We start from the raw sequence: 21,254 nt of genomic DNA on the forward strand, positions 1-21,254 counted from the left end.
CCGCGCCCCTACACCAGGTCGGCGCCTGGCTCGTCGCTCGCTTCCTGCGCCTGGCGCGCCCGCGCAACCGCAATGAGGGCGGCAATTCGGCCGGCCGCCTGCGCATCGCTCAACGGCTGGAGGGAACCGTCGGGGTTGCTCAACTCCAGGCCGGTCTTTTCACGGTACTTGTGATCATGAGCCTTCAGCAGGAAGATCAGCAGCGTGTCGCTGTACTTGCGGATCGTGCCGCACTGACCGCCCAGGTAAAACACGGGCTCTTCGACACCCTCTTGCGCCCGCCGGCGGGCTTCGTCCTCCAAGCCCAGGGTGGCCACGCGTATAGCCTGGTCCCAAGCCTCGGCGAAATCCTGGTCAGCCAGGCGCCACTCGTACACCACACGTCGGCTTGCGCCGACCGCGGCGGCCGACTTCGTGACGTTTCCCGTGTCGGCCAGGGTGGCCAAAAACGCGAAATCTTTTTCAGGTGTGCGGATGGTCTGCATGCCCGGGACGGTAGATTCCGCCGCCCGCGCTATGCGCACCCTACCCCTCGACGGTCTTCCAGGCCGTGGGCGTGGTCACGCGCCGTTTGTAGTTCACGATGTCTCGCACGTTGCGCACACTCGTGTCGAACATCTTGGCCAGCCGCTTGTAGCCCAGGCCCTCCTCGCGTAGCTGACGCATCAGCTCGACGTCGTGGTCGGTGAGCGTGGCACGCTGGTGGTCCTCGCCAACCCGCACGCCCTTCTCGTTCACACCTACCGTGATTCGGGTCATCGCCCACCCCCGATACAAACGGCCGCCGCGCGCCAGCGCCAATCCGCAAAAAACTGCGCGTTTACCGTAAGACGGATAAGACAGATAAGACCCCTCGTTTTGGAAACTTTCCTGGGGCCCCTAATTATTCGCACATGAAATATAGAGAATTTATCTGTCTTATCTGTCTTGCTACCTCCTAGAACCGCATAAACAAAGGCTCTCCGGCAAGACAGATAGAAAAAATCCGATCTGTCTTGATCCGTCTTATGCGTCTTGTCAACGGGGCAGAATCGGCCAGTCATCACGCTAAATCCGCAAATTCTTGCGAGTTCGCAGTTTCTTGCGTACTCGCAATTTCTTGCAGACCCGTAAAAACCCACGCCCTGACCTGTTTTCCGTCCACATACGGCCTGGATTGCAAATACCCCAACCTTTTCATGACTCCGGCCACGCGCCTTTCATCCCCCACCTTGATGTTGCGCGGCTCAAACCCCAACGCTCCGACCAGCACTTCGTGCGACGTGGCCACCAACCGGCGGGCATCTTCGGCCCTGCCCAGCGGCTCGAAATCGCCCGCGGTGAGCCAGTTTTCGACAACGGGCGTCCAGGGCTCATGGATCTCATGCTGGGCGTGCACGCCCTTGGCCAGGTCTTCCGCCTCTTGCCAGTCCACCCCGCCCCGGCCGAAGGCTTCGCGGGCTTCAGCCCATAGCTGCAGCCGGTCGCGCACGATCGCGGCCACATCCACTTGCCGCACCACCGCGGCCGGCAGCCAGCGGCGATGCCCGGTATCGTCTGACAGAAACTCGTAACGGTTGGAGGTGCCCACGAACAAATGCCGGCGCTTGAACGTCGTGTTGAACTCCTTATAGAGGACACGCCACTCTTCCTCGCGCCGCGTGATGAACGCTTTGATTGCTTCGTCGTCCTTGGAGAAAAGGCCCTTCAGCTCGGCGAGCTCGATGACCAGCCGCCCGCGCATGCGCCGGCTTGCCTCCGCGTCGCGGCTCGCCAGATCCATTTCCGTGAAGAACTCCTCGGCTGGCGCCATGGCGGCAACGCCCGAGGACTTGAGCAGGCCCTGGCTACCAATCAGCACCGGGACCATATCGGCCTGCACGCCAGGCTGCATGACGCGCCCGGCCAGCGCCGTCCATGTATAGCGCGACACCGCCCGCGTGTACGGCGTGTCTTGCGTGCCGAGGTACCGCGGCAAGAACGTACCGATGCGCGCCACGCCGTCCCATTCAAGCGAGGACAGCCACTTGATCGCGGTATCGAATCGGTTCTCTATGGCAACCAGCCATACGGCGTCGCGCAGCGACTCGCGCGCGATCTTCTGGAAGCCGCCTGCCTCCATATAGATTTGCATGCGGGTGTAGTCGGCGTCTTCGAACGGCCGCCAGCCTTCCGGGTCGGTCGGGCTCGCGGCCAGGATCTCGGCACGGAAATCGTCATAGCGCACCGTTGCGCCGCTGCAACGCTCATCGCGCACGGCCAGCGCCAGGTTGCCGATCGTGGCCAGGATCCGGCCGTGGTCGTTGCGCTCGAAGTTGGGTAGCGGCCTCTCGGGTCGACCGTCGGCTGCGCGCGGCGCTTCCACCACATCGAAGTCGCGCGCGACCAGGTCGGCCGGCTCCTGCCAGCCCGCTTGGCGGGCCATGTGCAGCACCGTGCGGATGGTGACGGCGTCCGGCCGCGCGCTGTCGATGTAGGGCCAGACGCGGTTATCCAGGAAGTCCGGATCGTATTTGCCACTGCGCGCGCTGAACTGGTGCGCCAGCTCCAGCCCGTAGTCGGCGCCCGCCGTGGCATGGTGAATCGCGAAGACGACGTCGCGCCACTGGTCGTAATCCAGGGCGTTACCTTCCTCGTTCTTGATGGCGGCCAGCGCGCTCTCCAGCACGGCCGCGTCGGCGTCGCCCGCCGGCACCGCGGCGAGCTCGCGCTCGGGCTTCTCCAGCACGGGCACGGGCGCCGACATCGGCCAGTCCATGCCCACCAGGTAGTCGCGCGGCAGGTCGTCCAGGTCGAACGGGTCCAGCGGCACGCTGGCGCCGGCCAGCGGCAGGATGAACATGTTGCCGAAGCGCTTCTTTTCAGTACCCACCGCGTCCTGCTTGGGGAACACCTCGACCTGGCCATCGGCCACGCCCTTCGTGCCCGGCGCCAGGCCCGCCGCGGCCAGCGCCGCGCGCAGCCACATGCGAACGCTATAGGCGTCCTGGGGTTCGGCCCACAGGCAGTACAGATGGATACCGTGCCCGCCGGATGAGCGGAACGCCACGGGCGCGCCGCCCTGCCCCTGCAGCGCCTGCGCCACGCGCGCGGCCGCGGCCTGCATGTCGGGCCACGGGGTTTCACCCTTGTGGCTGTCGAAGTCCAGCACGCCCAGGAGCGTCACGGACTGGCCGGGCAGGATGGGCGCAGCGCCGTAGGCCGGGCCGCCGTTGACGTGCTGCGCGAGGCGCGCATCGGTCAAGGCCTCATCCACGCGGCGCGGGCCGTCGTCCGTCTTCTTCCAGCACACATCCCGGCGCACGCGGTCGATGATGGGGCCCAGCGCTGCGACCAGCGATTGTTTCGCGTTGTCGGTCATCCGTTACCTCACAAGTGCCCAGATCACGCCCGAAATCATCAACACGGCGATAGCCGCCGCAGGTATGGCGTGCCAAACGGGCCCGGCGTACGCGGCCGACGCATTCAGAATGATCTGATCGAGGATTGCGGCGTTTCGTGCCGCTGCGGCTTGGCGATTGCGCCGCGCCAAGGCCCTCTTACGTCGCGGGCGTGCTACCCATACGCCGTAGGCCCTATGGATGGGGCGTGCGCACCTCATGCCGCCGCCCGCATAAGATCGAGGCTGCCGATCGGCAGCGCCATACGCGCCTCGATCTTGCGCGCTGTGCGCTCCGTGATGTTGCGCGACGGGTTCTTGCCGATCAGTTGGGACATCCAGGCCTGGTCCCACCCGAGTTTGTCAGCCAGGGCGACGGATCCGCCCTCTCTGGCGGCCAGGGCGCGCACGTTGCATAGGCGCGCCGTGTAGAGCGCGGCCATGGGGTCTTGGTTCATTCGATTGCTCCACTTGACTGTTTGCTAACGTAGTTTAGCAATCGACTATGCGAACGGGCAATTTAACATTACGTATTGCTTATCTTTTCGGCGGATGTTACCGTCGCGGCCTAGAGAAAACCCCAACCCCACTCACGAGGAAGACGCAATGTTGAACGATGACACACCGCTGAATAAACAACGCCGTGCCAACCTTCGCACCGTTCTAGCAGAGCAAGGCGGCCCGGCCAGCTTTGCTAAAAAGTTGGGTCAATCTGGACCGTCGTTTTTGTCGCAAATGGTTAACGGACACCGGGTCATTTCCGAGAGAACATGCCGCCGCATCGAGCGCGAGGCCGGTAAACCCATTTACTGGATGGACCAGCCGCATACCGGTACCGGCGGGGTCGCCCCGACGCAAACCGTGCGCGTTGATCCGAGCTTTGTGGGCGGCGCAGTAAAGATGGTTGCAGAGATACAACAGGAGTTGAAAACCTCGCTGACCCCTGAAAAATACGCTGATATCGTGAATTTGGTCTATGAGCACGCCCAACTTACAGGCAAGCTCGACCGTGATTTCTCTATGAGATTGGTGAAGCTGACCATGTAGGAGGCCGCCATGCCGATTCGCAAACCGCGCCCGCTTCTGCGGGCTTTTTTGCGTCCTGAAATTTAGCAAATAGTAAATTTCAATTGCCCATAAATATCGCATTTGCTAATCTGAAATAGCAGTGCACCACCTCACCAATTGGAGCAAAAGACATGAGTTTCGGGATCACCGTTGAGCGCACCATCAAGGACGCGCGAGTCACTTTCACCGCGGCACTCGATACCGCCAAGGACGCCCTGGCCACCGCCACGTTGCTCGCCACTGGCGACGTACCGGCAGCTACGACCAAGCCCGATTCGGCGTCCGCGGAAAAAAAGGCCCAGACGGCGGACACGTCCGCCAAGGCCTCGCAGGAAAAGCCGACCCCGACTGCATCCGACAGCTCGGCGAATTCCTCGACCGAATCGACGAAAGCCAGCGCGCCCGTCGACGCCTCCCTCGACTACACGAAGGACATCAAGCCGCTGGTGCTGGAGATCGCCAAGATCAGCCGCGCCAAGGCTGAAGGCCTGCTGCAGCGTTTCGGCGTCACCTCCGCCAAGGATCTGAAGGCCGATCAGTTCGCGGATTTCAAGGCGAAGGCGGAACAGGTCATCGCCGGCGACTACGACCCCACCGCGTCCAGCGACGAGGCCATCGCATGAACGGCCGCAAAGCTCGTGCGCTGCGCCGGGCTGCGCGCAGGATGACGGCCGGAATGCCCTCTCACGATTTGGTCTGCGAGGGCGGCCGTGAGGAGGCTGTGCCTACCGGCAATTTGGACGCCATGGGCAAACCCATCATGCGCTACGCGGCCATCACCGGCACCTGGCGCCATAGGGCCACCAGCACCCGCGCGGTCTATCAGAAGCTCAAGCGCGTCTATGGCCAAGCTGACATAGGAGCATTGAAATGAACAGCCTGGATTCCCTGATTTCGAATCTGCTTGCGGCGCAAGCTGAGGAGAACACGCACCGGGAGGCAGCCGCAGCTGCGATCGCCGCGATGGGTACTGCGGGTCAACCGGCGACTGCGATAGCCGCAATGGAGGCCGCCACCCAACGCGTCACCCAGCTGGGCGCGCAACTTCTTGACCTTCGCGGCAGCAGCGCGCCGTTCATCTACGCGGGCCAGCTGTACACCTTCCAGGGGAGTCGTGTCTCCTGCATCCCGGTGGAAGCCGCGACGCTGACGGGCGCGCCAGTCCAGGGCGCTGGGGAGGTCAGCAATGACTGAACCCGCACACGCCACCCTCTCGCCCTCGGGCGCTGAGCGGTGGTCCACGTGCCCGGCAAGCGTCCAGCTGGAGGCGGGCTACCCCGACACCAGCAGCGACTACGCCGACGAGGGTACGGCGGCGCACGCTGTTGCGGAGATGGCGTTGCGCGAAGGCAAAGATGCGATGGCCTACAAGGGCCGGCGCATCCCTATGCGCGCCGGCAAGACCGTGGAGGTCACGGCCGACATGGCGACCGAGGTCCAGAAGTATGTGGACTACGTGCGCGACGTGTCCGCCGGCCATGAGTTGCTGCTCGAACAGCGCCTGGACATCAGCCGCTGGGTGCCCGAGGCCTTCGGTACGTCCGACGCGGTCATCCTGCGCACGGACGACGAGCTGCACGTCTGTGACCTGAAGTTCGGGCGCGGCGTGAAGGTCGACGCCGAGGAGAACAAGCAGATGATCCTCTACGCCCTGGGCGCGCTGGATCAGTTTGCCGTCGTCCTGGACTTCGACCGCGTGCGCATGACGATCCACCAACCGCGGCTGAACCACGTCAGCGAGTGGGCCATCACGGCCGACGAACTGCGCGAGCGAGGTGCGCTTCTGAAGGCGGCTGCCGACCGGGCGTACCTCTACGTCGACAGCGAGACACCGCCGATGCCGTCGGACTATGCGCCGTCGGAAAAGGCGTGTCGCTTCTGCAAGGCGCACGCGGCGTGTCCGGCCAAGGCGACGGAGGTTGTTGTCACAGTGTCGCGCAACGTCAAGGCCACGCCTGACGACTTCGACGTGATCGCGCCGCAAGGTGACATGGCCGCGCCGGACCTGGGCGTGCTGATGTCGCGCGTGGACGAGGTCGAAGCCTGGTGCAAAGCGGTGCGCGCGGAAACTGAACGCCGCCTGCTGCTGGGCGAGCCCGTCGACGGCTGGAAACTGGTTCAGGGCCGCGCCGGCGCGCGCAAGTGGACGAGCGAGCAAGACGCCGAGGAACTGCTCAAGGCCATGCGCCTGAAGTCGGACGAAATGTACGACAAGAAGGTCATCAGCCCGACCAGCGCCGAGAAGTTGCTCAAGGACACGCCGCGCCGGTGGGCGAAGGCGCAGGCCCTGATCACGAAGTCCGAAGGCTCGCCCAGCGTGGCGCCGGCGTCCGACAAGCGCCCCGCTCTGGTCATCAAGCCCGCGGTGGACGACTTCGACGACGTCACGGCCGGCGCTGACGCGGCCGTCACCGCAGGAGCGGATCTCGTATGAGCACGCACCGACTGCAGCCCAACAATCCGACGTTGACATCGGCGCCCCGGGAGAACGAAGGCAAGGACGCCAACGTCCTGCCGCTGGAGTTCCGCCTGGCGCTGCAGTCGGCCGCCCGCGTCCGAAACCCCCACGAACGGGCCAAGGCGATAGCCAAGGCCACCGCGCGCGCCAAGCGTGCGCACCCTGAATTTTTCCGTTGAACCGCAGCAAATAGACAGACCCATAAGGAACCTGAAAATGAAAGTCAAACTGAGCAACGTCCGTGTCGCCTTTGCCCAAAGCCTGACCGAGGCCAAGGCCTTTGAAGCTGGTCAGGAAGAGCGCTACGGCTGCACCTTCCTCATCCCCGAACAGGGCCACCCCGCCCGCAAGACCATCGAGGACGGTATGTATGCCGCCGCGGCGGAAAAGTGGGGCGCCAAGGGTAAGGCCATCGTCGACAACCTGCTGGAGACGGGCAACCCGAAAGAGGTCTGCTACTACCCGGGCAAGCGCAAGGCCTATGACGGCTTCGAGGGCAACATGGCCCTGGGCGCGGTGCGCCAGAAGAAGGACGGCATGCCGCTGCTGCTGGACGCCGACAAGTCGCCGATCATCGACGCCGCCAAGGGCACCGCATATCCAGGCAAGGAAGGCCGCATCTATTCGGGCTGCTACGTCAACGCCACCGTGGACCTGTGGGCCCAGGACAACAAGTACGGCAAGACGATCCGCTGCACGGTGAACGGCGTGCAGTTCGCCAAGGGCGGCGATTCCTTCGGCGGCACCAGCAAGGGCGACGCCAACGACTTCGACGACCTGGGCGACGGCTCCGACGCCGGCGACGACCTGGCCTAACCCCACACCCTCACGGCGCCGCTCTCCCCGGCGCCGTGCGATAGCGGGGGCTTCCCATCCTCAGCCGCGATCAGGACCACGCGGCGCCAACGCCCCGGATCGCAACCCAGCTCCGCCCGCACATGTTGATTACGGCGCTGGTGAGTACGCGCAATCCGTTGGAAGCCGGCAATAGAAATGGCGGCAATCCGGGGCATGGTCCACACCCCTTTCAGCACGAGGACGCACCGTGGCATCGCCCTACGCAAACCTGGCCGAGCGCATCCTGGCCAACACCATGATTTCCGATGAGCTGTCGCACAACGGCACGCCCTGCTGGTTGTGGATCGGCGCACGCAACGCTTCCGGCTACGGAAAGATGAACATGCGATTCAAGAAAGGCCCGCGCAAGGGCAAGGTGAAGTCGGCGCTGGCGCACCGCGTGGCGCTGGTCGAGATGGGCGGCCGTCGCCTGAACAGCAAAAGCGTCGTGATGCACCTCTGCAACAACCGGCTGTGCTGCAACCCGGCCCACCTGCTGGGCGGCACACAGCGCAAGAACGTTCAACAGTGCGTGGCCGAAGGCCGGCACTACACCCCCTTTAGGAAAGCAGCATGACGACCAAACACACGCCCGGACCATGGCATCGGGACACCGCAAGCGGATTCGGCTGCGACGTGCGCGCAAACAACGGACGCAAGGTCGCCGCCACCTGGGGCGTCAACAACGGCGACCCCCACCGGCCCGAGTACAGGGCCGAGTGCGATGCGAACGCCCACCTTATCTCTGCGGCCCCCGAGCTTCTGGCCGCTATTGAAGGCGTTCTTCGCGTTGCCGACCGCGCGACCGTCGAATTTGACGCCGCCCGTGCCGCCATCGCGAAGGCCAAGGGAGAGCAGCAATGAGCACGATCAACGACGGCGGCCCCGCCTTCCCTGAATCCGGTCTTTCCGGGCTGCCTAACGGCGAGTTCTTGCACGGCCGCGCTGGCATGACGCTGCGCGACTACTTCGCGGCTAAGGCGCTCGAAGGAACGCTCAGTTCCGGCCGAATCAACATCGACCTCGCCGCCAAGCGCTACGCCAAAGACATTTCGGAGAGTGCGTACGCCCTCGCTGATGCCATGCTCAAGGCGCGCGAAGAATGACCTCAGCGCGCCCGATTCATCGCGTCAAGCTGCGCCCGGTACGCCCTTTCCCGGGCGTCCTTTTTGGCCTGCGCGCGCCGCTCAAACCACCCCCCTATCGGCAGCATGGCGAAGATCGGCCACGCAAGCACGACACCCACGCCGAAGTAGGCGACGCGGGCCAACATGCTGCGAGCCTGATCACCGAATTGGCGGACCAGCCACGGGTACAGCACGGCCGCGGTGACGAGGCCGGCGGCCAGGTAGGCGATTTGCAGCGCGCTCATGGTGGCGTCCCGATCAATTATTGAGCATCCAGTATATGACAGCCCCCCAGTTCACGGCCACCGCCTTTCACGACCTGGAAACCTTCAGCGACCGCGACCTGAAGACCTACGGCACGCACGCCTACGCCGAGAAGGCCGAGATTCTGCTCTGGGCATACGCGCTCGAGGACGAGCCCGTGCGCGTCTGGGACGTGACGGCCGACCCCAAGCCGCCCGCGGCGCTGGTCGATATCTTGCAGCGGCCGGCCACCCGCCACGTCTGGCACAACGGCGGCATGTTCGACCGCACGATCTTAAAGCACGCGCAACCCGCGCTGCACGCCACGATCCCCGAGGCAGCGTGGTGGGACACGATGGTGCAGGCCTACACGCACGCCCTGCCCGGCGCCCTTGAAATCCTGTGCGAGGTGATGAACGTGCCGATGGACCAGCGCAAGCTGAAGACCGGCAAGGGCTTCATCCAGCTGTTCTGCAAGCCGCGGCCCAAAAATATGGCGTTGCGCCGCGCGACGCGCCACACCCACCCTGCCGAGTGGGCGCAGTTCGTGGAGTACGCCGGCCAGGACATCGAGGCCATGCGGGTCATCTACCGCAAGATGCCCACCTGGAACTACAGCGGCGAAGAGTTCAACCTGTGGCTGCTGGACCAGCGCATCAACCAGCGCGGCGTGCTGGTGGACAGGGAGCTGGCGCAGGCCGCAGTCACGGCGGTGGAGCGGGCCAAGAAGAATCTGGCCGCGCGCACCCTGGAGCTGACCGACGGCGCGGTGGAGTCGGCCACCAAGCGCGACAAGCTGCTGGCGCACCTGCTGGCCGAGTACGGCGTCGAGCTGCCGGACCTGCAGGCCAGCACCCTGGAGCGTCGCATCGAGGACCAGGCGCTGCCCTGGGCCTTGCGCGAACTGCTGGCGATCCGCCTGCAGGCCAGCACGTCCAGCACCAGCAAGTACAAACGGCTCATCAACGGCGCCAGCGCGGACGGTCGGCTGCGCGGCCTGCTGCAGTTTGCCGGCGCTGGCCGCACGCGGCGCTGGGCCGGGCGTCTCTGGCAGCCGCAGAACCTGCCGCGCCCGAAGATCGGCACGCTGCGCGACGAGGCCCTGCAGGACGAGATCGACTTCGGCATCGACGCCATCAAGGCGGGCGCGGCGGACCTCATCTATGACAACGTCATGGAGGTGGCCAGCGCCGCCATCCGCGGCTGCATCGTGGCGCCGCGCGGCAAGAAGCTGGTGGTAGCCGACTTGGCCAACATCGAAGGGCGCGTCGCGGCATGGCTGGCCGGCGAGTCCTGGAAGCTCCAGGCGTTTCGCGACTTCGACGCCGGCATCGGCGCCGACTTGTACAAGGTTGCCTACGCCAAGGCCTTCGGCGTGCGGCCGGAGGACGTGGACAAAACCATGCGTCAAATCGGCAAGGTCATGGAACTGATGCTGGCGTACCAGGGCGGCGTCGGTGCGTTCCTGACCGGGGCGCTCACCTACGGATTCGACATCGAGCAGATGGCCGAGGACGCCTACCCCGGCCTGCCCGATGACATCCGCGACGAGGCCAAGGGCATGTACGACTGGACGGTGCGCAAGCGCCGCAGCACTTTCGGCCTGTCCGAACGCGCCTTCATCGTGTGCGACAGCTTCAAGCGGGCATGGCGCCGTGGGCACCAGGGCATTGAGGCGCTGTGGGGCATGCTGGAAGAGTCCGCTATCCGCGCCACGCGCAACCCGGGCACGACCATCGACTGCGGCCGGTTTCGCGTCCGTCGCGATGGCGCCTGGCTCCGTATCCGCATGCCGTCCGGCCGGTTCCTCTGCTACCCCTCCCCCCAGGTCGACGACAACGGCAAGTTTTCGTACATGGGCGTGAACCAGTACAGCCGCAAGTGGACGCGCCTGCACAGCTACGGCGGCAAGTTGTTTGAGAACGCCTGCCAGTCCTTGGCCCGCGACATCCTGGCGCACAACATGCCGGCCGTGGAATCGTGGCGGCCGATATGCGGGACTGTCCGTGACGATGACGGCGTGGAGTTCCAAGCCCCCGTGGCGATGGAGGGGCTGGACGCAAATGGCTACCGGATCGTGCTTACCGTGCACGACGAAATCATCACCGAAGCCCCGGACCGCCCGGAGTTCAACGCGGCGCACCTCGCCAGCCTGATGGCCACGCCGCCCGAGTGGGCGCCCGACATCCCCCTGGCCGCAGCTGGCTTCGAAGCGTTGCGTTATCGCAAAGAATAAATTTGTTGACCTTTTAATTTAGCGTTTGCTAATATTTGCTCAACACTCAACCGCAGAAGGACATCAACATGGCCAACGTCGAAATCCCCGTAGGCGCATTCAAGGCCGTCGCTCTTGCGGCTGCGCAGCAAGACATCCGCTACTACCTGAACGGCATGCTGATCGAGCAGGCAAAGGACGGCCTGTATCTGGTGGCCACCGACGGACACCGTATGCATGCAATGCGTGTACGCCAAGATGCGGTGTTGCCGGTCGGCACCCGGGTCATTGTCCCGAATGACGCTATCGCCAAGGTCAAGCCGAACCGCCATATGGCAACAATGGTCGTGGAACTTGCCGACGACCTGCGCAGCGGCACGCTCGCCTACTTCGGCAACAGGATCACCTGGGCCGCGGGCGATGGGCAATTCCCCGACTGGCGCCGCGTGCTACCGCGCGAGGCAAAGCTGGATGGCGTCGGCGCCTCACTGAACACCGATTACTTGGCCGACGTTGCCAAGGCCGCCGTGCTGATGGGAAGCAAGAAAGGCGCGGCCGCAGCACCGCAGCTCGCCTTTGCAGGCCAGCGCGGCGCCGTGCGCGCACTGATCCAGGGCCAGCCCGAATTTGTCGCCACGCTCATGCCGCAGATTCACAAGGCTGACAAGAAGCCGGTGGCCTTGCCCGCGCCGTCTTGGCTCGTCTGAATGTTTAGCAAATAGGCAATTTTCTGTAGCAAACAACCAACACCAAGGATCGCAACATGAGCAACGACACCCGCATCACCGCGTTCAAGGGCTTCGACAAGAACCTCGCCTGCCGCGGCTACCAGTACGAGCTGGGCAAGACCTACGAGCACGACGGCAAGGTCGTGCGCTGCGCCTCGGGCGGCTTCCACAGCTGCGAGTACCCGCTGGACGTGTTCGGCTACTACGCGCCGGCCGAGAGCCGCTATGCCGTGGTGGTCGCGCACGGCGATATCGACCGGAAGGAAGGCGGCGACACGAAGCTGGCCAGCGGCAAGATCACCATCGAGGCGGAAATCAAGGTTCCGCAGCTGATCAAGTCCGCCGTCGAGTGGATCATGGCGCGCGTGGACAAGGCGAACGGCGCGACCGCAACCGAAGAGCGTTCCCACGCCAGCAACACGGGCAACTACTCGGCCGCCAGCAACACGGGCTACGGCTCGGCCGCCAGCAACACGGGCTACGGCTCGGCCGCCAGCAACACGGGCGACTACTCGGCCGCCAGCAACACGGGCGCCCGCTCGGCCGCCAGCAACACGGGCTACGGCTCGGCCGCCAGCAACACGGGCGCCCGCTCGGCCGCCAGCAACACGGGCTACGGCTCGGCCGCCAGCAACACGGGCTACGGCTCGGCCGCCAGCAACACGGGCGACTACTCGGCCGCCAGCAACACGGGCGACTACTCGGCCGCCAGCAACACGGGCGCCCGCTCGGCCGCCAGCAACACGGGCAACTACTCGGCCGCCAGCAACACGGGCGCCCGCTCGGCCGCCAGCAACACGGGCAACTACTCGGCCGCCAGTGTTGAGGGTGCGGATTCGGTGGCCATGGCCTCGGGTTACAAGGGCCGCGCCCGGGCCTGCGCTGGCAGCGCCATCGTCCTGTGCTACCGCGATGACGATTTCAAGCTCGTGCGCATCCGCAGCGCCATCGCGGGCCAGGACGGCGTGAAGCCCGACACCTGGTACCGCCTGGCGGCAGACGGCGCGTTCATCGAAGTTCCCGACGACCAGGAGTAGGCCATGCACCAGCGCCACGATGACGACGAATTCCCTCTCTTGCCCCCGCTGGGGCGCCTGGACACGGCGTGCGCGGTCTTCTGCGCGCTGGTGTGCCTGGGCGTCCTGGGCTACCTGGTCTTTGACTTGGTCGCGATGGCCCTGTGCGACGTGTGGAGCGTTTGCTATGCGTGAGTCCAGCATCGAGCAGTACGGGGTCGCCATGTTCAAGGCGCAGGGCGACCTCCCCTACAAGTTCACCAGCCCCGGCCGGCGCAATGTGCCGGACCGGCTGCGCCTGCGCGCGATCCCGCCGGAGCACCAGGCCCTCGTCGCGCGCTACGTCCAATTCATCGAGTTCAAGGCCACCGGCGAAGCCGCCACCGCGGCGCAGGAGCGCGAGCATGCGCGCCTGCGCAAGCTGGGCTTTCGCGTAGAAGTGGTCGACAGCATCGCCGGCGTGGATGCGCTGGCCCGGGAGGCATGACATGAGCGACACGAAACACGGCTGGGTCACGCCCCGCGCGGACGGCGCTCGGGCCCGCTGCGGCGGCCCCGGCATTTGCCCGACCTGCAACACCGAAGCCATGCACGAAAAGATGCTGACGGGCGTTTTCGGCGCGCCGGCCGGCGCTGGCGCGGCCGGCGCCCCTGTAGCTGATGGGCGCGCGTTGCCGCCCTTGCCGCCCTTGCCGCCCTTGCCGTCCCCGGCGCTTCGCATGATGGCGCTGGCGGGCGGCGACAAGATCGACGAATACTGGGTCGCGCCTCAGATGCGCGAATACGCCCGCGCCGCCCTGGCAAGCGCCCCTGTGGCCGGGGAGGCGCAGCAGTTGAAGGTCGAACATGACCGAGGTTTTAGCAGGGGATGGGATCTTGGGCACCAGCACGGCAGTGACCTGGGATTCAGTGGTGGCGTCTGCGTTGCGCTCCAGGTAATCACGGGCCACGACGCGGCAACCATCTGGCGCGAGGTCGTGCAAGCGTGCGACCTGAAGAAGATGCTCGACTACGCGGCCAATGTCGAGCCCGACGAATGGGAACTCGCTGGATTCAAGCAGTACGCACGTGCGGAGCTCAACGAACGTAAGCCGCGCAAGCGCAGCGTCCCTGCCGCGCCCCAGGCCAGCGAGGCGGTGCGCTGGTTCGGCATCGACTTGGATGCCGCCGCGAAGGCGATGACTGAATTCACGGGGTATCCCTGGGAGCATTTACCTGAACCGGGGCGCGTCGCCATGCGGAAGCACGCGCAGTCTGTGATCGACGCCGCCCTGTCCGCGCAACCGGGCGCGCAATACCACCTCGATGGCCGCCCGACCGAGCCAGACAACGGCGGTCCGGTCATCAAGCCGGAGGGCATGTAATGGGACGGAAAGTCATTGCGCCGGGTACCGTTTGCGTTGCCCGACTAGGCTGGCCTGGGGATGATTGGCATCTTGTCGTCGTGGTGGGATACACCGAAGACGGAGATTACAAGACTCGATACGCATCCCCGGAAGGCATCACAGAACACTGGGTTCCGCGAAACAGCGAAACGTACTGGATAGAGCCGTTGACCGAGAAGCGCTATCTCGACCTCCTTACCCAGGGGAAACAGAGCGCGAAAGACGTGAACGTCGCCTACACAATAGCTAGGCAATGGTCGCACGATCAGACCAGCGACGCGGATGAACCATCGTTCGAAATTCTCAAGACGATGAGCGGCACGCATATGGCCTGGGACTATACCGGGCTGGGGAACAGCATAGAGAGCCTGCACCGGGCCCTATATCGGGATGTGGTGGCGCACTACAAGCGCACCATAGCGGCGCAATCGGGCGCGCAGAAGGATCGCGACCAGTGACTACCCGCCGCGCTTTCACCGCGCGCCCGTATGGCGCGCTGATCACGAACCACGCCCTGGACGTCGCGCGCTGCGGCGTCTGGGCCGGGATGGGCATGGGCAAGACGGTGTCCACGCTGAACGCCCTGGACCTCCTGGAGCTGGTCGAGCCCGGCCCGGTGCTGGTCTGCGCGCCGTTGCGCGTGGCGCAGTCCACCTGGCCGGACGAGGCTGCCAAATGGCAGCACCTGCGCAACCTGGACGTGACGCCCATCGTGGGTGACGTGAAAGCGCGTGAGCGGGCGCTGCTGCGCGCCTTTGGGTTTTCGGCCAGCGTCTTCACGATCAACTACGAGAACCTGCCCTGGCTGGTTGACCTGCTGGACCGCTGGAAACGGCCTTGGCCGTTCCGCAAAATCGTGGCCGACGAGTCCACCAAGCTCAAGGGTTTCCGTCTGCGCCAGGGCACGCAGCGCGCCCGTGCGCTGGGCCGCGTCGCGCACAAGCACGCGGCGCACTTCATAGAACTGACGGGGACACCCTCCCCTAACGGCCTGCAAGATCTGTGGGGCCAGGCCTGGTACCTGGACCAGGGCCAGCGCCTGGGCCGCACGTTCGACGCGTTCCGCCAGCGCTGGTTCCGGCCCACCTTTGACGGTTACGGCATCGAGCCGCTTCCCTACGCCCAGGACCAGATCGAGGACGCCATGCGCGATCTGTGCCTGTCGCTTGACGCACGTGACTGGTTCGATCTGAAAGAGCCGATCGTCAACTTGATCCGGGTGGACCTGCCGGCCAAGGCGCGTGGCCTGTACACCGACATGGAAAAGGCCATGTTCGCCCAGATCGGGGAACACGAGGTCGAGGCTTTCAACGCCGCGGCCAAGACCATGAAGTGCCTGCAGCTGGCCAACGGCGCGGCGTATGTCGGCGAGGACGGCACGCAGTGGGCCGAGGTCCACGACGTGAAGCTGCAGGCCCTGGACGAGGTGATCGAGGAAGCGGCCGGCATGCCGGTGCTGGTGGCCTACCACTTCAAGTCCGACCTGGCGCGCCTGCTTAAGGCATTTCCGAAGGGTCGCCAGCTCGACAAGGATCCGCAGACGCTCCGCGACTGGAACGCCGGCAAGATTCCAGTCCTGTTCGCCCACCCCGCCAGCGCCGGCCACGGCCTGAACCTACAGGACGGCGGCAACATCCTGGTGTTCTTCAGCGTGAATTGGAACCTGGAGGAACACCAGCAGATCATCGAACGCATCGGGCCCACTCGCCAGATGCAGGCCGGCCACGACCGGCCCGTATTCATCCACTACATCCTGGCGCGCGACACGGTCGACGAGATCGTGCTGGCGCGCATCGAAACCAAGCGGGAAGTCCAGGACTTGCTGCTCGAAGCCCTGAAAAGGAGAGCATAACCATGCGTGAACCTGCACCCTTCGCCCCATTCATTGAAGATAGTTCACCTGCGCAGCACGCGCTGCATAAGCTGAAGAAATCCCTGCCCTTACGGCCTTGGGAGGTAACCGGGCTTCGCAAGTGCCTGACCGAAATACTGGCGACGAGGCCTGAACTCACCGAGGCCAAAGCTGATCTGGAAGCGCTCGACGCCCGCTACACGACAGGCGGCATGCCCGTCTCGGCGGCCGGCGCCGACGCTCGTACCGACACAGTGAATCACCCGGCTCATTACACGGCCGGCGGCATCGAGTGCATCGACGCGATCGCGGCCGCCACGACCGGACTGGAAGGGATCGAGGCCGCGTGCACCGCCAACGCCATCAAGTACCTGTGGCGCTGGAAGCGCAAGAACGGGCACGAGGACTTGCGCAAGGCGCGCTGGTATATCAACCACCTGCTGGGTGACAACTGATGAAAGCCACAAAGAAAGCGCCACTGCTGGCCCGGCTACAGGCGGCCATCAACTGTGCCCATCAGGAGAACCCGGGCTGGCTGGCGCCCGTAATGCGGGAGGCCCGCGACGAAATCAAGCGGCTGCGACGCGAGCTGCGCACGGAACAGCGCCGCGCGAAGTGGAACGGCAAAACTTAAGGAGAACAGCATGGCTGACATCATCGACGAAGCCGGCGACCACATCGAACGCGAAGCCGCCGCGCGCCAAGCGGCCGCCAGTGTCCGCGCTGCGGCCATGCCCAAGGGCGAGCCCGGCGAATGCGACCTGTGCGGCGAATGGTCGGGCCGCCTGGTGGCGGGCGCCTGCGCGCCCTGCCGCGATCGGTACAAGTTGCCGTAGGGGTGCGACATGGAAAAACGGGGATTCACCATCCAGGAAGCCCAGACCTATCTTGGCGTGCGGCGCCGGTTCTTCGACACCAACATCGCGCCACGACTGGCCGGCAAGGGCACGCGCGCCGGGCCGTCGATCATCTACGAGCGCGCGGACCTGGACGCCGCCTGGGACGACTACAAGGAAGCGGTTAAACTGCCCGCGGGTAATGAGTGTCCCGCTTCTATCACAGAGGTGAAGCAATGGGACGTTCAAAAACGAACGGCGTCTACGCGACTGGTGACGGTACCTTCGAGGTCGACGCCCAGTACAAAAAACAGCGCATTCGCAAGCGCGGCTTCGAAAGCCAAGCAGCGGCAACCGACTACCTGACGGCGCAGCGTGAAGCAATCCGTGTCTCCCTGCAGTTTCTGGCAGATCCCAACAAACGGGTGCCGGTCACACTGGAAGACGCGGCCACGCAGCTGCTCAAGGATAAGGAGGGCATGCCGTCGGTCGTGACCGACGCCTACATGCTCGAACCGCTGGTGGAATGGAACGGTTCTTTAACAATCGACAAGCTGTGTGATGCCGTCCTCAAAGACTTCATCATCGATCGGCGCCGGGCGAAGTGGAAGAACAAGACCATCAACAACGCCCTGGAGTGCGTGCGCACGATCCTCAGCCGGGCGGTATCGAAATGGCAGTTTGAAAACGGCGCCACGTGGCTACCGCATGCGCCCAAGATCACGATGCTGCCGCTGTCAGATCAACGCCAGCCCCGTCCGATCACCTGGGTAGAGCAGGAGCGCCTTTTGCAGCACCTGGCCCCCTACCTCAAGCCCATGGCCGAATTCGTGCTGAACACGGGGGTGCGCAGCAACGTCGTCAGCAATCTCAGCTGGGATTGGGAGGTTCGCGTCAGTATCCGGCCTGGCCTGGAGGTGTCCATTTTCGTGGTGCCGCGGGAGTTCGTGAAGGGCCGGAAGTCGGAACGTCTGATCGTCTGCAACTCGGTCGCGCAACGACTGGTTGACGCCCAGCGTGGCCTGCACCCAGAACGGGTATTCGTTTTCCCCCATCAAACCCGCCCGGGCCGCCCACCGAAGTACGCGGTTATCACGAAGATGGGTAACCGCTACTGGGTAGCCGCCCGGGAGAAGGCCGGACTCGACGACCTGCACGTACACGATCTTCGGCACACCGTAGGGATGCGGCTGCGCGCGGCCGGTGTTTCCGAACGCACGCAGAACGAAATCCTGTGGCACACCCAGGGCAGCAACAACATGACGCACCACTATGCCGTCGCGCAGTTGTGCGAGATCTACGACGCCCTTGAGCAGATGAACCAGCGACACGACGAGGGCGAATCGCTCAATCTGTGGGCCTTGATGCGCGAAATGCGGGCAAAGGCGATACCCCAAAAGTCCCCCAGCTTAAAGCTGGTGGCCTGAGATTCTGCGGGTAAGCAGATGATTTTGCGGCGGAAATTGTGGCAGGCCGTCGCGGCATTTCTAGGTGTTGACCCTAGGTCCACAAGGATATTTCTGCACCTCACGGTGGTGCATTTTTCGTTTCTATATTTTTACCCGGGTGTATTGACATCCATTTTTACCCGGATCATAATTCATCCGCAAATTTCACCCGGATAAAAATGAACAACCCGATCTCCCCCCTCCCCGCCGATCCGCACACCGCCTTCGTGGGTCATCGCATTCTTGCGGCCGGCGCCCTCTCCGACGTGGCGCTCGCGGTCAGGCAGGCGATGGACGAAGGCCACGACGCCACCATCCTCGTATTCGATGACCTGTCCGGCAAACAGGTCGATCTGGACCTGAGCGGAAACCATGCCGCCATCGCGGAGCGCCACCGCGTCCGCATTGACCCGGCCGCCGCTGCGCCTGAAGCGCCCGCCAGCCTCGTCGATGACGCGCAACCGCGCGGCCGGGGCCGTCCGAAGCTTGGCGTAGTGGCGCGCGAAGTAACCCTGTTGCCGCGCCATTGGGACTGGCTGGGCGCGCAGCCCGGCGGCGCTTCGGTCGTCTTGCGCAAGTTGGTGGAACAGGCGCGCCGCGACAACGAGGCGCAGGACCGCCGGCGCGAGCGCCAGGAGGCTGCATACCGGTTCATGTCCAGCATGGCCGGCAACCTGCCCGGTTTCGAGGAAGCCACGCGGGCGCTGTACGCCAACGACCGCGGGCGTTTTACGCAGCAGATCGCCGGATGGCCGGAAGATGTGCGCGGCTACGCCATGGGTCTGGCATGGGGCGCGCCCGACGAAGCCGCCGCGGGCTGATCCGTGTCCGGGTGCGGCCTGCGCGGGCCGCACCCTCCCCCCAAAAAGGCCACGGCCTTCCTCGCCGCACTTTCCTCAATGCTGCCACCGGCCTTGCTCACCGCAGCATCGGCCACAACGTCAGCGCCAGCAGCGTTCCCATGCCGATGTTGAACCACTTCAGCCTTCCAGGCTGCGCCAGGAATCCGCGCAGTGCCACGCCGAAGCCCGCCCACAGCGACACGCTGGGCACGTTCACCACCGCGAACACCAGGCACATCCACGCCAGCGACGCCCAGGGCGCCGCGGCATCCACATAGACCGCAACCGCGGCCAGCGCCACGATCCAGGCCTTGGGATTGATCCATTGGAACAAGGCCGACTCAATGAACGTGAGCGGCCTGGCGGACGCCTGTCCCGCACCGATGGAACGCGATAGGGCTATGCGCCATGCCAGGTACAGCAGATAGGCCGCGCCCCCAACCTTCAGTCCCGCCGACAGGGCCGGCCAGGCGTGGAACAGCGCACCCAGGCCCAGGCCTACCCCAAGCAGCAGCGAAGTGAAGCCGGCTGTGATGCCCAGCACTTGAGGCAGCGTCCGGCCGAAGCCGAAGTTTGCGCCCGAGGTCATCAGCATGACGTTGCTAGGCCCTGGCGATACCGAGGTCACGAAGGCGAATACCGTCAGGGCAAGCAGATTTTCAAAAGACAAGATAAGGCTCTCGCAAGACGCGGCGCACGCTTGCGCCAGCGATCAGACAGCGCCATTGTGAGTCCGGGCGGGCCTTATTAATATTGGCGGTTTTGACATCTTTGATAGCGTTCTTGCCATGAAGATCCAGATCCTGGCCCTGGAGGGCGTGTTCGATACCGGCGTGTCAGCCATCCTGGACGTGTTCACCACGGCCAACGAGCTGGCGCCGCTGCTGCCCGAACCGGTCCAGCCGTTCGACGCGCGGATCGTCGGCATGCGCCGCAAGGTGCGTACCGCACAGGGATTCGGCGTGCCCGTCTCGGGCAGCCCGGACCCGTCGGACCCGGACTGGCTCGTGATCCCGGCCATTGCCTGCAAGATGCCCGAAACCCTGCTGCCCGCGCTGGACCGCGCCGACGTGCGCGACGCCGGCCGCATGCTGCGGCAGCGCGCGCCCGGCGCGAACACCGCCGCAGCCTGCATCGGCACCTTCGTGCTGGCGGAATCCGGCCTGCTGGACGGCCACAAGGCCACCACCACCTGGTGGCTGGCCCCGCTGTTCAGGCAGCGCTATCCGGCGGTGGACCTGGAGGACGAACGCATGCTGGTGCGTTCGTCGTCGCTGCTGACCGCGGGCGCGGCGCTCAGCCACATGGACATGGCGCTGTGGCTGGTGCGCCAGGCCAGTCCGGAGCTGGCCGCGCTGGTGGCGCGCTATCTGATCGTGGACCAGCGGCCCTCGCAGTCGGCCTATGTCATTACCGATCACCTGACGCATGCCGAGCCGATGGTACAGGCCTTCGAGCGCTGGGCCCGCGCGCATCTTGCGCAGGGATTCTCGCTGGACGCCGCGGCGCAGGCGCTGGGCGCCAGCAAGCGCACGCTGGCGCGCCGCATGCAGGAGGTCCTTGGCAAGAGCCCGCTGTCGTTCTTCCAGGACCTGCGCGTAGAGCGCGCGGCCCATTTGCTGAAGACCAGCAACCAATCGCTGGAGCAGATCGCGGCGCAAGTCGGCTATGCCGACGGCGTCACGCTGCGCAACCTGCTGCGCCGGCGCCTGGGCCACGGCGTGCGCCAGATGCGCTGAAACCCGCGCCGCGATGCGGGCGGTGGGCGCTTGCCGCGATATGCGTTTTAATCGGATGTAAGAGGCAGGCGCGCCTTTCGCGCCCGCGCATTTCCACACGGT

The 21,254-nt window shown here is 65.0% G+C and carries 30 protein-coding genes; 24 read left to right on the forward strand and 6 right to left on the reverse strand.

What is annotated here, in order from left to right:
* Positions 1–8 precede the first annotated feature (8 nt).
* From HV793_RS16765 to HV793_RS16780, 4 genes are all read right to left on the reverse strand, one after another.
* Complete coding sequence (locus HV793_RS16765; protein WP_175213581.1) at positions 9–485, reverse strand: terminase; 477 nt, start codon at positions 483–485, stop codon at positions 9–11.
* Between the two features lie 40 nt (positions 486–525).
* The gene (locus tag HV793_RS16770) at positions 526–723 is read right to left on the reverse strand and encodes a hypothetical protein (RefSeq protein ID WP_244958656.1); all 198 of its coding nucleotides are present in this window, start codon (positions 721–723) and stop codon (positions 526–528) included.
* A 319-nt stretch (positions 724–1,042) separates the two neighbouring features.
* Entirely contained in the window at positions 1,043–3,340 is a 2,298-nt protein-coding gene (locus tag HV793_RS16775; protein ID WP_175213583.1) for a VapE domain-containing protein, read from the reverse strand.
* 236 nt (positions 3,341–3,576) lie between these two features.
* Positions 3,577–3,816 (reverse strand): hypothetical protein, encoded by a 240-nt coding sequence (locus HV793_RS16780; protein ID WP_175213584.1) that lies wholly within the window; start codon positions 3,814–3,816, stop codon positions 3,577–3,579.
* A 148-nt stretch (positions 3,817–3,964) separates the two neighbouring features.
* Here HV793_RS16780 and HV793_RS16785 point away from each other — a divergent pair, with 148 nt between their 5' ends.
* The 10 genes from HV793_RS16785 to HV793_RS16830 all read left to right on the forward strand — a co-directional run bounded on the left by HV793_RS16785 (position 3,965) and on the right by HV793_RS16830 (position 8,827).
* Positions 3,965–4,405: a hypothetical protein gene (locus HV793_RS16785; RefSeq protein WP_175213585.1), complete on the forward strand. Its 441-nt coding sequence runs from the start codon at positions 3,965–3,967 to the stop codon at positions 4,403–4,405.
* A 152-nt stretch (positions 4,406–4,557) separates the two neighbouring features.
* Positions 4,558–5,049: a hypothetical protein gene (locus HV793_RS16790; RefSeq protein WP_175213586.1), complete on the forward strand. Its 492-nt coding sequence runs from the start codon at positions 4,558–4,560 to the stop codon at positions 5,047–5,049.
* Positions 5,046–5,300 (forward strand): hypothetical protein, encoded by a 255-nt coding sequence (locus HV793_RS16795; RefSeq protein WP_175213587.1) that lies wholly within the window; start codon positions 5,046–5,048, stop codon positions 5,298–5,300. The genes HV793_RS16790 and HV793_RS16795 overlap by 4 nt, the downstream gene beginning before the upstream one ends.
* Complete coding sequence (locus HV793_RS16800; protein ID WP_175213588.1) at positions 5,297–5,620, forward strand: hypothetical protein; 324 nt, start codon at positions 5,297–5,299, stop codon at positions 5,618–5,620. Before HV793_RS16795 ends, HV793_RS16800 begins: the two co-directional genes overlap by 4 nt.
* Complete coding sequence (locus tag HV793_RS16805) at positions 5,613–6,860, forward strand: DUF2800 domain-containing protein (RefSeq protein WP_175213589.1); 1,248 nt, start codon at positions 5,613–5,615, stop codon at positions 6,858–6,860. The genes HV793_RS16800 and HV793_RS16805 overlap by 8 nt, the downstream gene beginning before the upstream one ends.
* Positions 6,857–7,063, forward strand: coding sequence for a hypothetical protein (locus tag HV793_RS16810; RefSeq protein WP_175213590.1), 207 nt, complete (start codon positions 6,857–6,859; stop codon positions 7,061–7,063). The genes HV793_RS16805 and HV793_RS16810 overlap by 4 nt, the downstream gene beginning before the upstream one ends.
* Before the next feature lie 37 nt (positions 7,064–7,100).
* On the forward strand, positions 7,101–7,700 hold the full coding sequence (locus HV793_RS16815; protein ID WP_175213591.1) for an ssDNA-binding protein: 600 nt from the start codon (positions 7,101–7,103) through the stop codon (positions 7,698–7,700).
* A gap of 229 nt (positions 7,701–7,929) precedes the next feature.
* Complete coding sequence (locus HV793_RS16820; RefSeq protein WP_175213592.1) at positions 7,930–8,298, forward strand: HNH endonuclease; 369 nt, start codon at positions 7,930–7,932, stop codon at positions 8,296–8,298.
* The gene (locus HV793_RS16825; protein WP_175213593.1) at positions 8,295–8,585 is read left to right on the forward strand and encodes an XkdD/Y8K6 family phage-associated protein; all 291 of its coding nucleotides are present in this window, start codon (positions 8,295–8,297) and stop codon (positions 8,583–8,585) included. The genes HV793_RS16820 and HV793_RS16825 overlap by 4 nt, the downstream gene beginning before the upstream one ends.
* Complete coding sequence (locus HV793_RS16830; protein WP_175213594.1) at positions 8,582–8,827, forward strand: hypothetical protein; 246 nt, start codon at positions 8,582–8,584, stop codon at positions 8,825–8,827. Before HV793_RS16825 ends, HV793_RS16830 begins: the two co-directional genes overlap by 4 nt.
* 2 nt (positions 8,828–8,829) lie before the next feature.
* On the opposite strand, the gene HV793_RS16835 is transcribed toward HV793_RS16830, so the two are convergent.
* A complete protein-coding gene (locus HV793_RS16835; RefSeq protein ID WP_175213595.1) occupies positions 8,830–9,093 on the reverse strand; it encodes a hypothetical protein in 264 nt (87 codons plus the stop codon).
* 35 nt (positions 9,094–9,128) lie between these two features.
* Between HV793_RS16835 and HV793_RS16840 the strand changes: the two genes are divergently transcribed.
* The 13 genes from HV793_RS16840 (at position 9,129) to HV793_RS16900 (ending at position 19,392) form a co-directional block, all read left to right on the forward strand.
* Entirely contained in the window at positions 9,129–11,327 is a 2,199-nt protein-coding gene (locus HV793_RS16840; protein ID WP_175213596.1) for a DNA polymerase family A protein, read from the forward strand.
* Positions 11,328–11,395: 68 nt separating this feature from the next.
* Complete coding sequence (locus HV793_RS16845; RefSeq protein WP_175213597.1) at positions 11,396–12,013, forward strand: DNA polymerase III subunit beta family protein; 618 nt, start codon at positions 11,396–11,398, stop codon at positions 12,011–12,013.
* Between the two features lie 56 nt (positions 12,014–12,069).
* Positions 12,070–13,071 carry a DUF7666 domain-containing protein gene (locus HV793_RS16850; RefSeq protein ID WP_175213598.1) on the forward strand — a complete coding sequence of 334 codons (1,002 nt, stop codon included), beginning with the start codon at positions 12,070–12,072 and terminating at the stop codon, positions 13,069–13,071.
* 3 nt (positions 13,072–13,074) lie between these two features.
* On the forward strand, positions 13,075–13,245 hold the full coding sequence (locus HV793_RS16855) for a hypothetical protein (RefSeq protein WP_175213599.1): 171 nt from the start codon (positions 13,075–13,077) through the stop codon (positions 13,243–13,245).
* Positions 13,238–13,537, forward strand: a complete 300-nt coding sequence (locus HV793_RS16860; protein ID WP_175213600.1) for a PDDEXK family nuclease — start codon at positions 13,238–13,240, stop codon at positions 13,535–13,537. Before HV793_RS16855 ends, HV793_RS16860 begins: the two co-directional genes overlap by 8 nt.
* A 1-nt stretch (position 13,538) precedes the next feature.
* Positions 13,539–14,414, forward strand: coding sequence for a hypothetical protein (locus tag HV793_RS16865; protein WP_175213601.1), 876 nt, complete (start codon positions 13,539–13,541; stop codon positions 14,412–14,414).
* Positions 14,414–14,893: a hypothetical protein gene (locus HV793_RS16870; RefSeq protein WP_175213602.1), complete on the forward strand. Its 480-nt coding sequence runs from the start codon at positions 14,414–14,416 to the stop codon at positions 14,891–14,893. The genes HV793_RS16865 and HV793_RS16870 overlap by 1 nt, the downstream gene beginning before the upstream one ends.
* A complete protein-coding gene (locus HV793_RS16875; RefSeq protein WP_175213603.1) occupies positions 14,890–16,287 on the forward strand; it encodes a DEAD/DEAH box helicase in 1,398 nt (465 codons plus the stop codon). Before HV793_RS16870 ends, HV793_RS16875 begins: the two co-directional genes overlap by 4 nt.
* 2 nt (positions 16,288–16,289) lie before the next feature.
* Positions 16,290–16,742: a DUF3310 domain-containing protein gene (locus tag HV793_RS31115; protein WP_244958657.1), complete on the forward strand. Its 453-nt coding sequence runs from the start codon at positions 16,290–16,292 to the stop codon at positions 16,740–16,742.
* Positions 16,742–16,921 (forward strand): hypothetical protein, encoded by a 180-nt coding sequence (locus tag HV793_RS16885; RefSeq protein WP_175213604.1) that lies wholly within the window; start codon positions 16,742–16,744, stop codon positions 16,919–16,921. Before HV793_RS31115 ends, HV793_RS16885 begins: the two co-directional genes overlap by 1 nt.
* A 10-nt stretch (positions 16,922–16,931) precedes the next feature.
* A complete protein-coding gene (locus HV793_RS16890; protein WP_175213605.1) occupies positions 16,932–17,123 on the forward strand; it encodes a conjugal transfer protein TraR in 192 nt (63 codons plus the stop codon).
* A 236-nt stretch (positions 17,124–17,359) separates the two neighbouring features.
* Positions 17,360–18,550, forward strand: a complete 1,191-nt coding sequence (locus tag HV793_RS16895) for a tyrosine-type recombinase/integrase (protein WP_175213606.1) — start codon at positions 17,360–17,362, stop codon at positions 18,548–18,550.
* Positions 18,551–18,750: 200 nt separating this feature from the next.
* Positions 18,751–19,392, forward strand: a complete 642-nt coding sequence (locus HV793_RS16900) for a DUF2239 family protein (RefSeq protein ID WP_175213607.1) — start codon at positions 18,751–18,753, stop codon at positions 19,390–19,392.
* A 97-nt stretch (positions 19,393–19,489) separates the two neighbouring features.
* On the opposite strand, the gene HV793_RS16905 is transcribed toward HV793_RS16900, so the two are convergent.
* On the reverse strand, positions 19,490–20,083 hold the full coding sequence (locus tag HV793_RS16905) for a LysE family translocator (protein ID WP_175181328.1): 594 nt from the start codon (positions 20,081–20,083) through the stop codon (positions 19,490–19,492).
* Between the two features lie 118 nt (positions 20,084–20,201).
* Here HV793_RS16905 and HV793_RS16910 point away from each other — a divergent pair, with 118 nt between their 5' ends.
* Positions 20,202–21,152 (forward strand): GlxA family transcriptional regulator, encoded by a 951-nt coding sequence (locus HV793_RS16910; RefSeq protein WP_175213608.1) that lies wholly within the window; start codon positions 20,202–20,204, stop codon positions 21,150–21,152.
* Positions 21,153–21,254 lie beyond the last annotated feature (102 nt).

It is taken from the genome of Achromobacter aegrifaciens (genome assembly GCF_902859965.1).
Taxonomy (GTDB): Bacteria; Pseudomonadota; Gammaproteobacteria; order Burkholderiales; family Burkholderiaceae_B; genus Achromobacter; species Achromobacter aegrifaciens.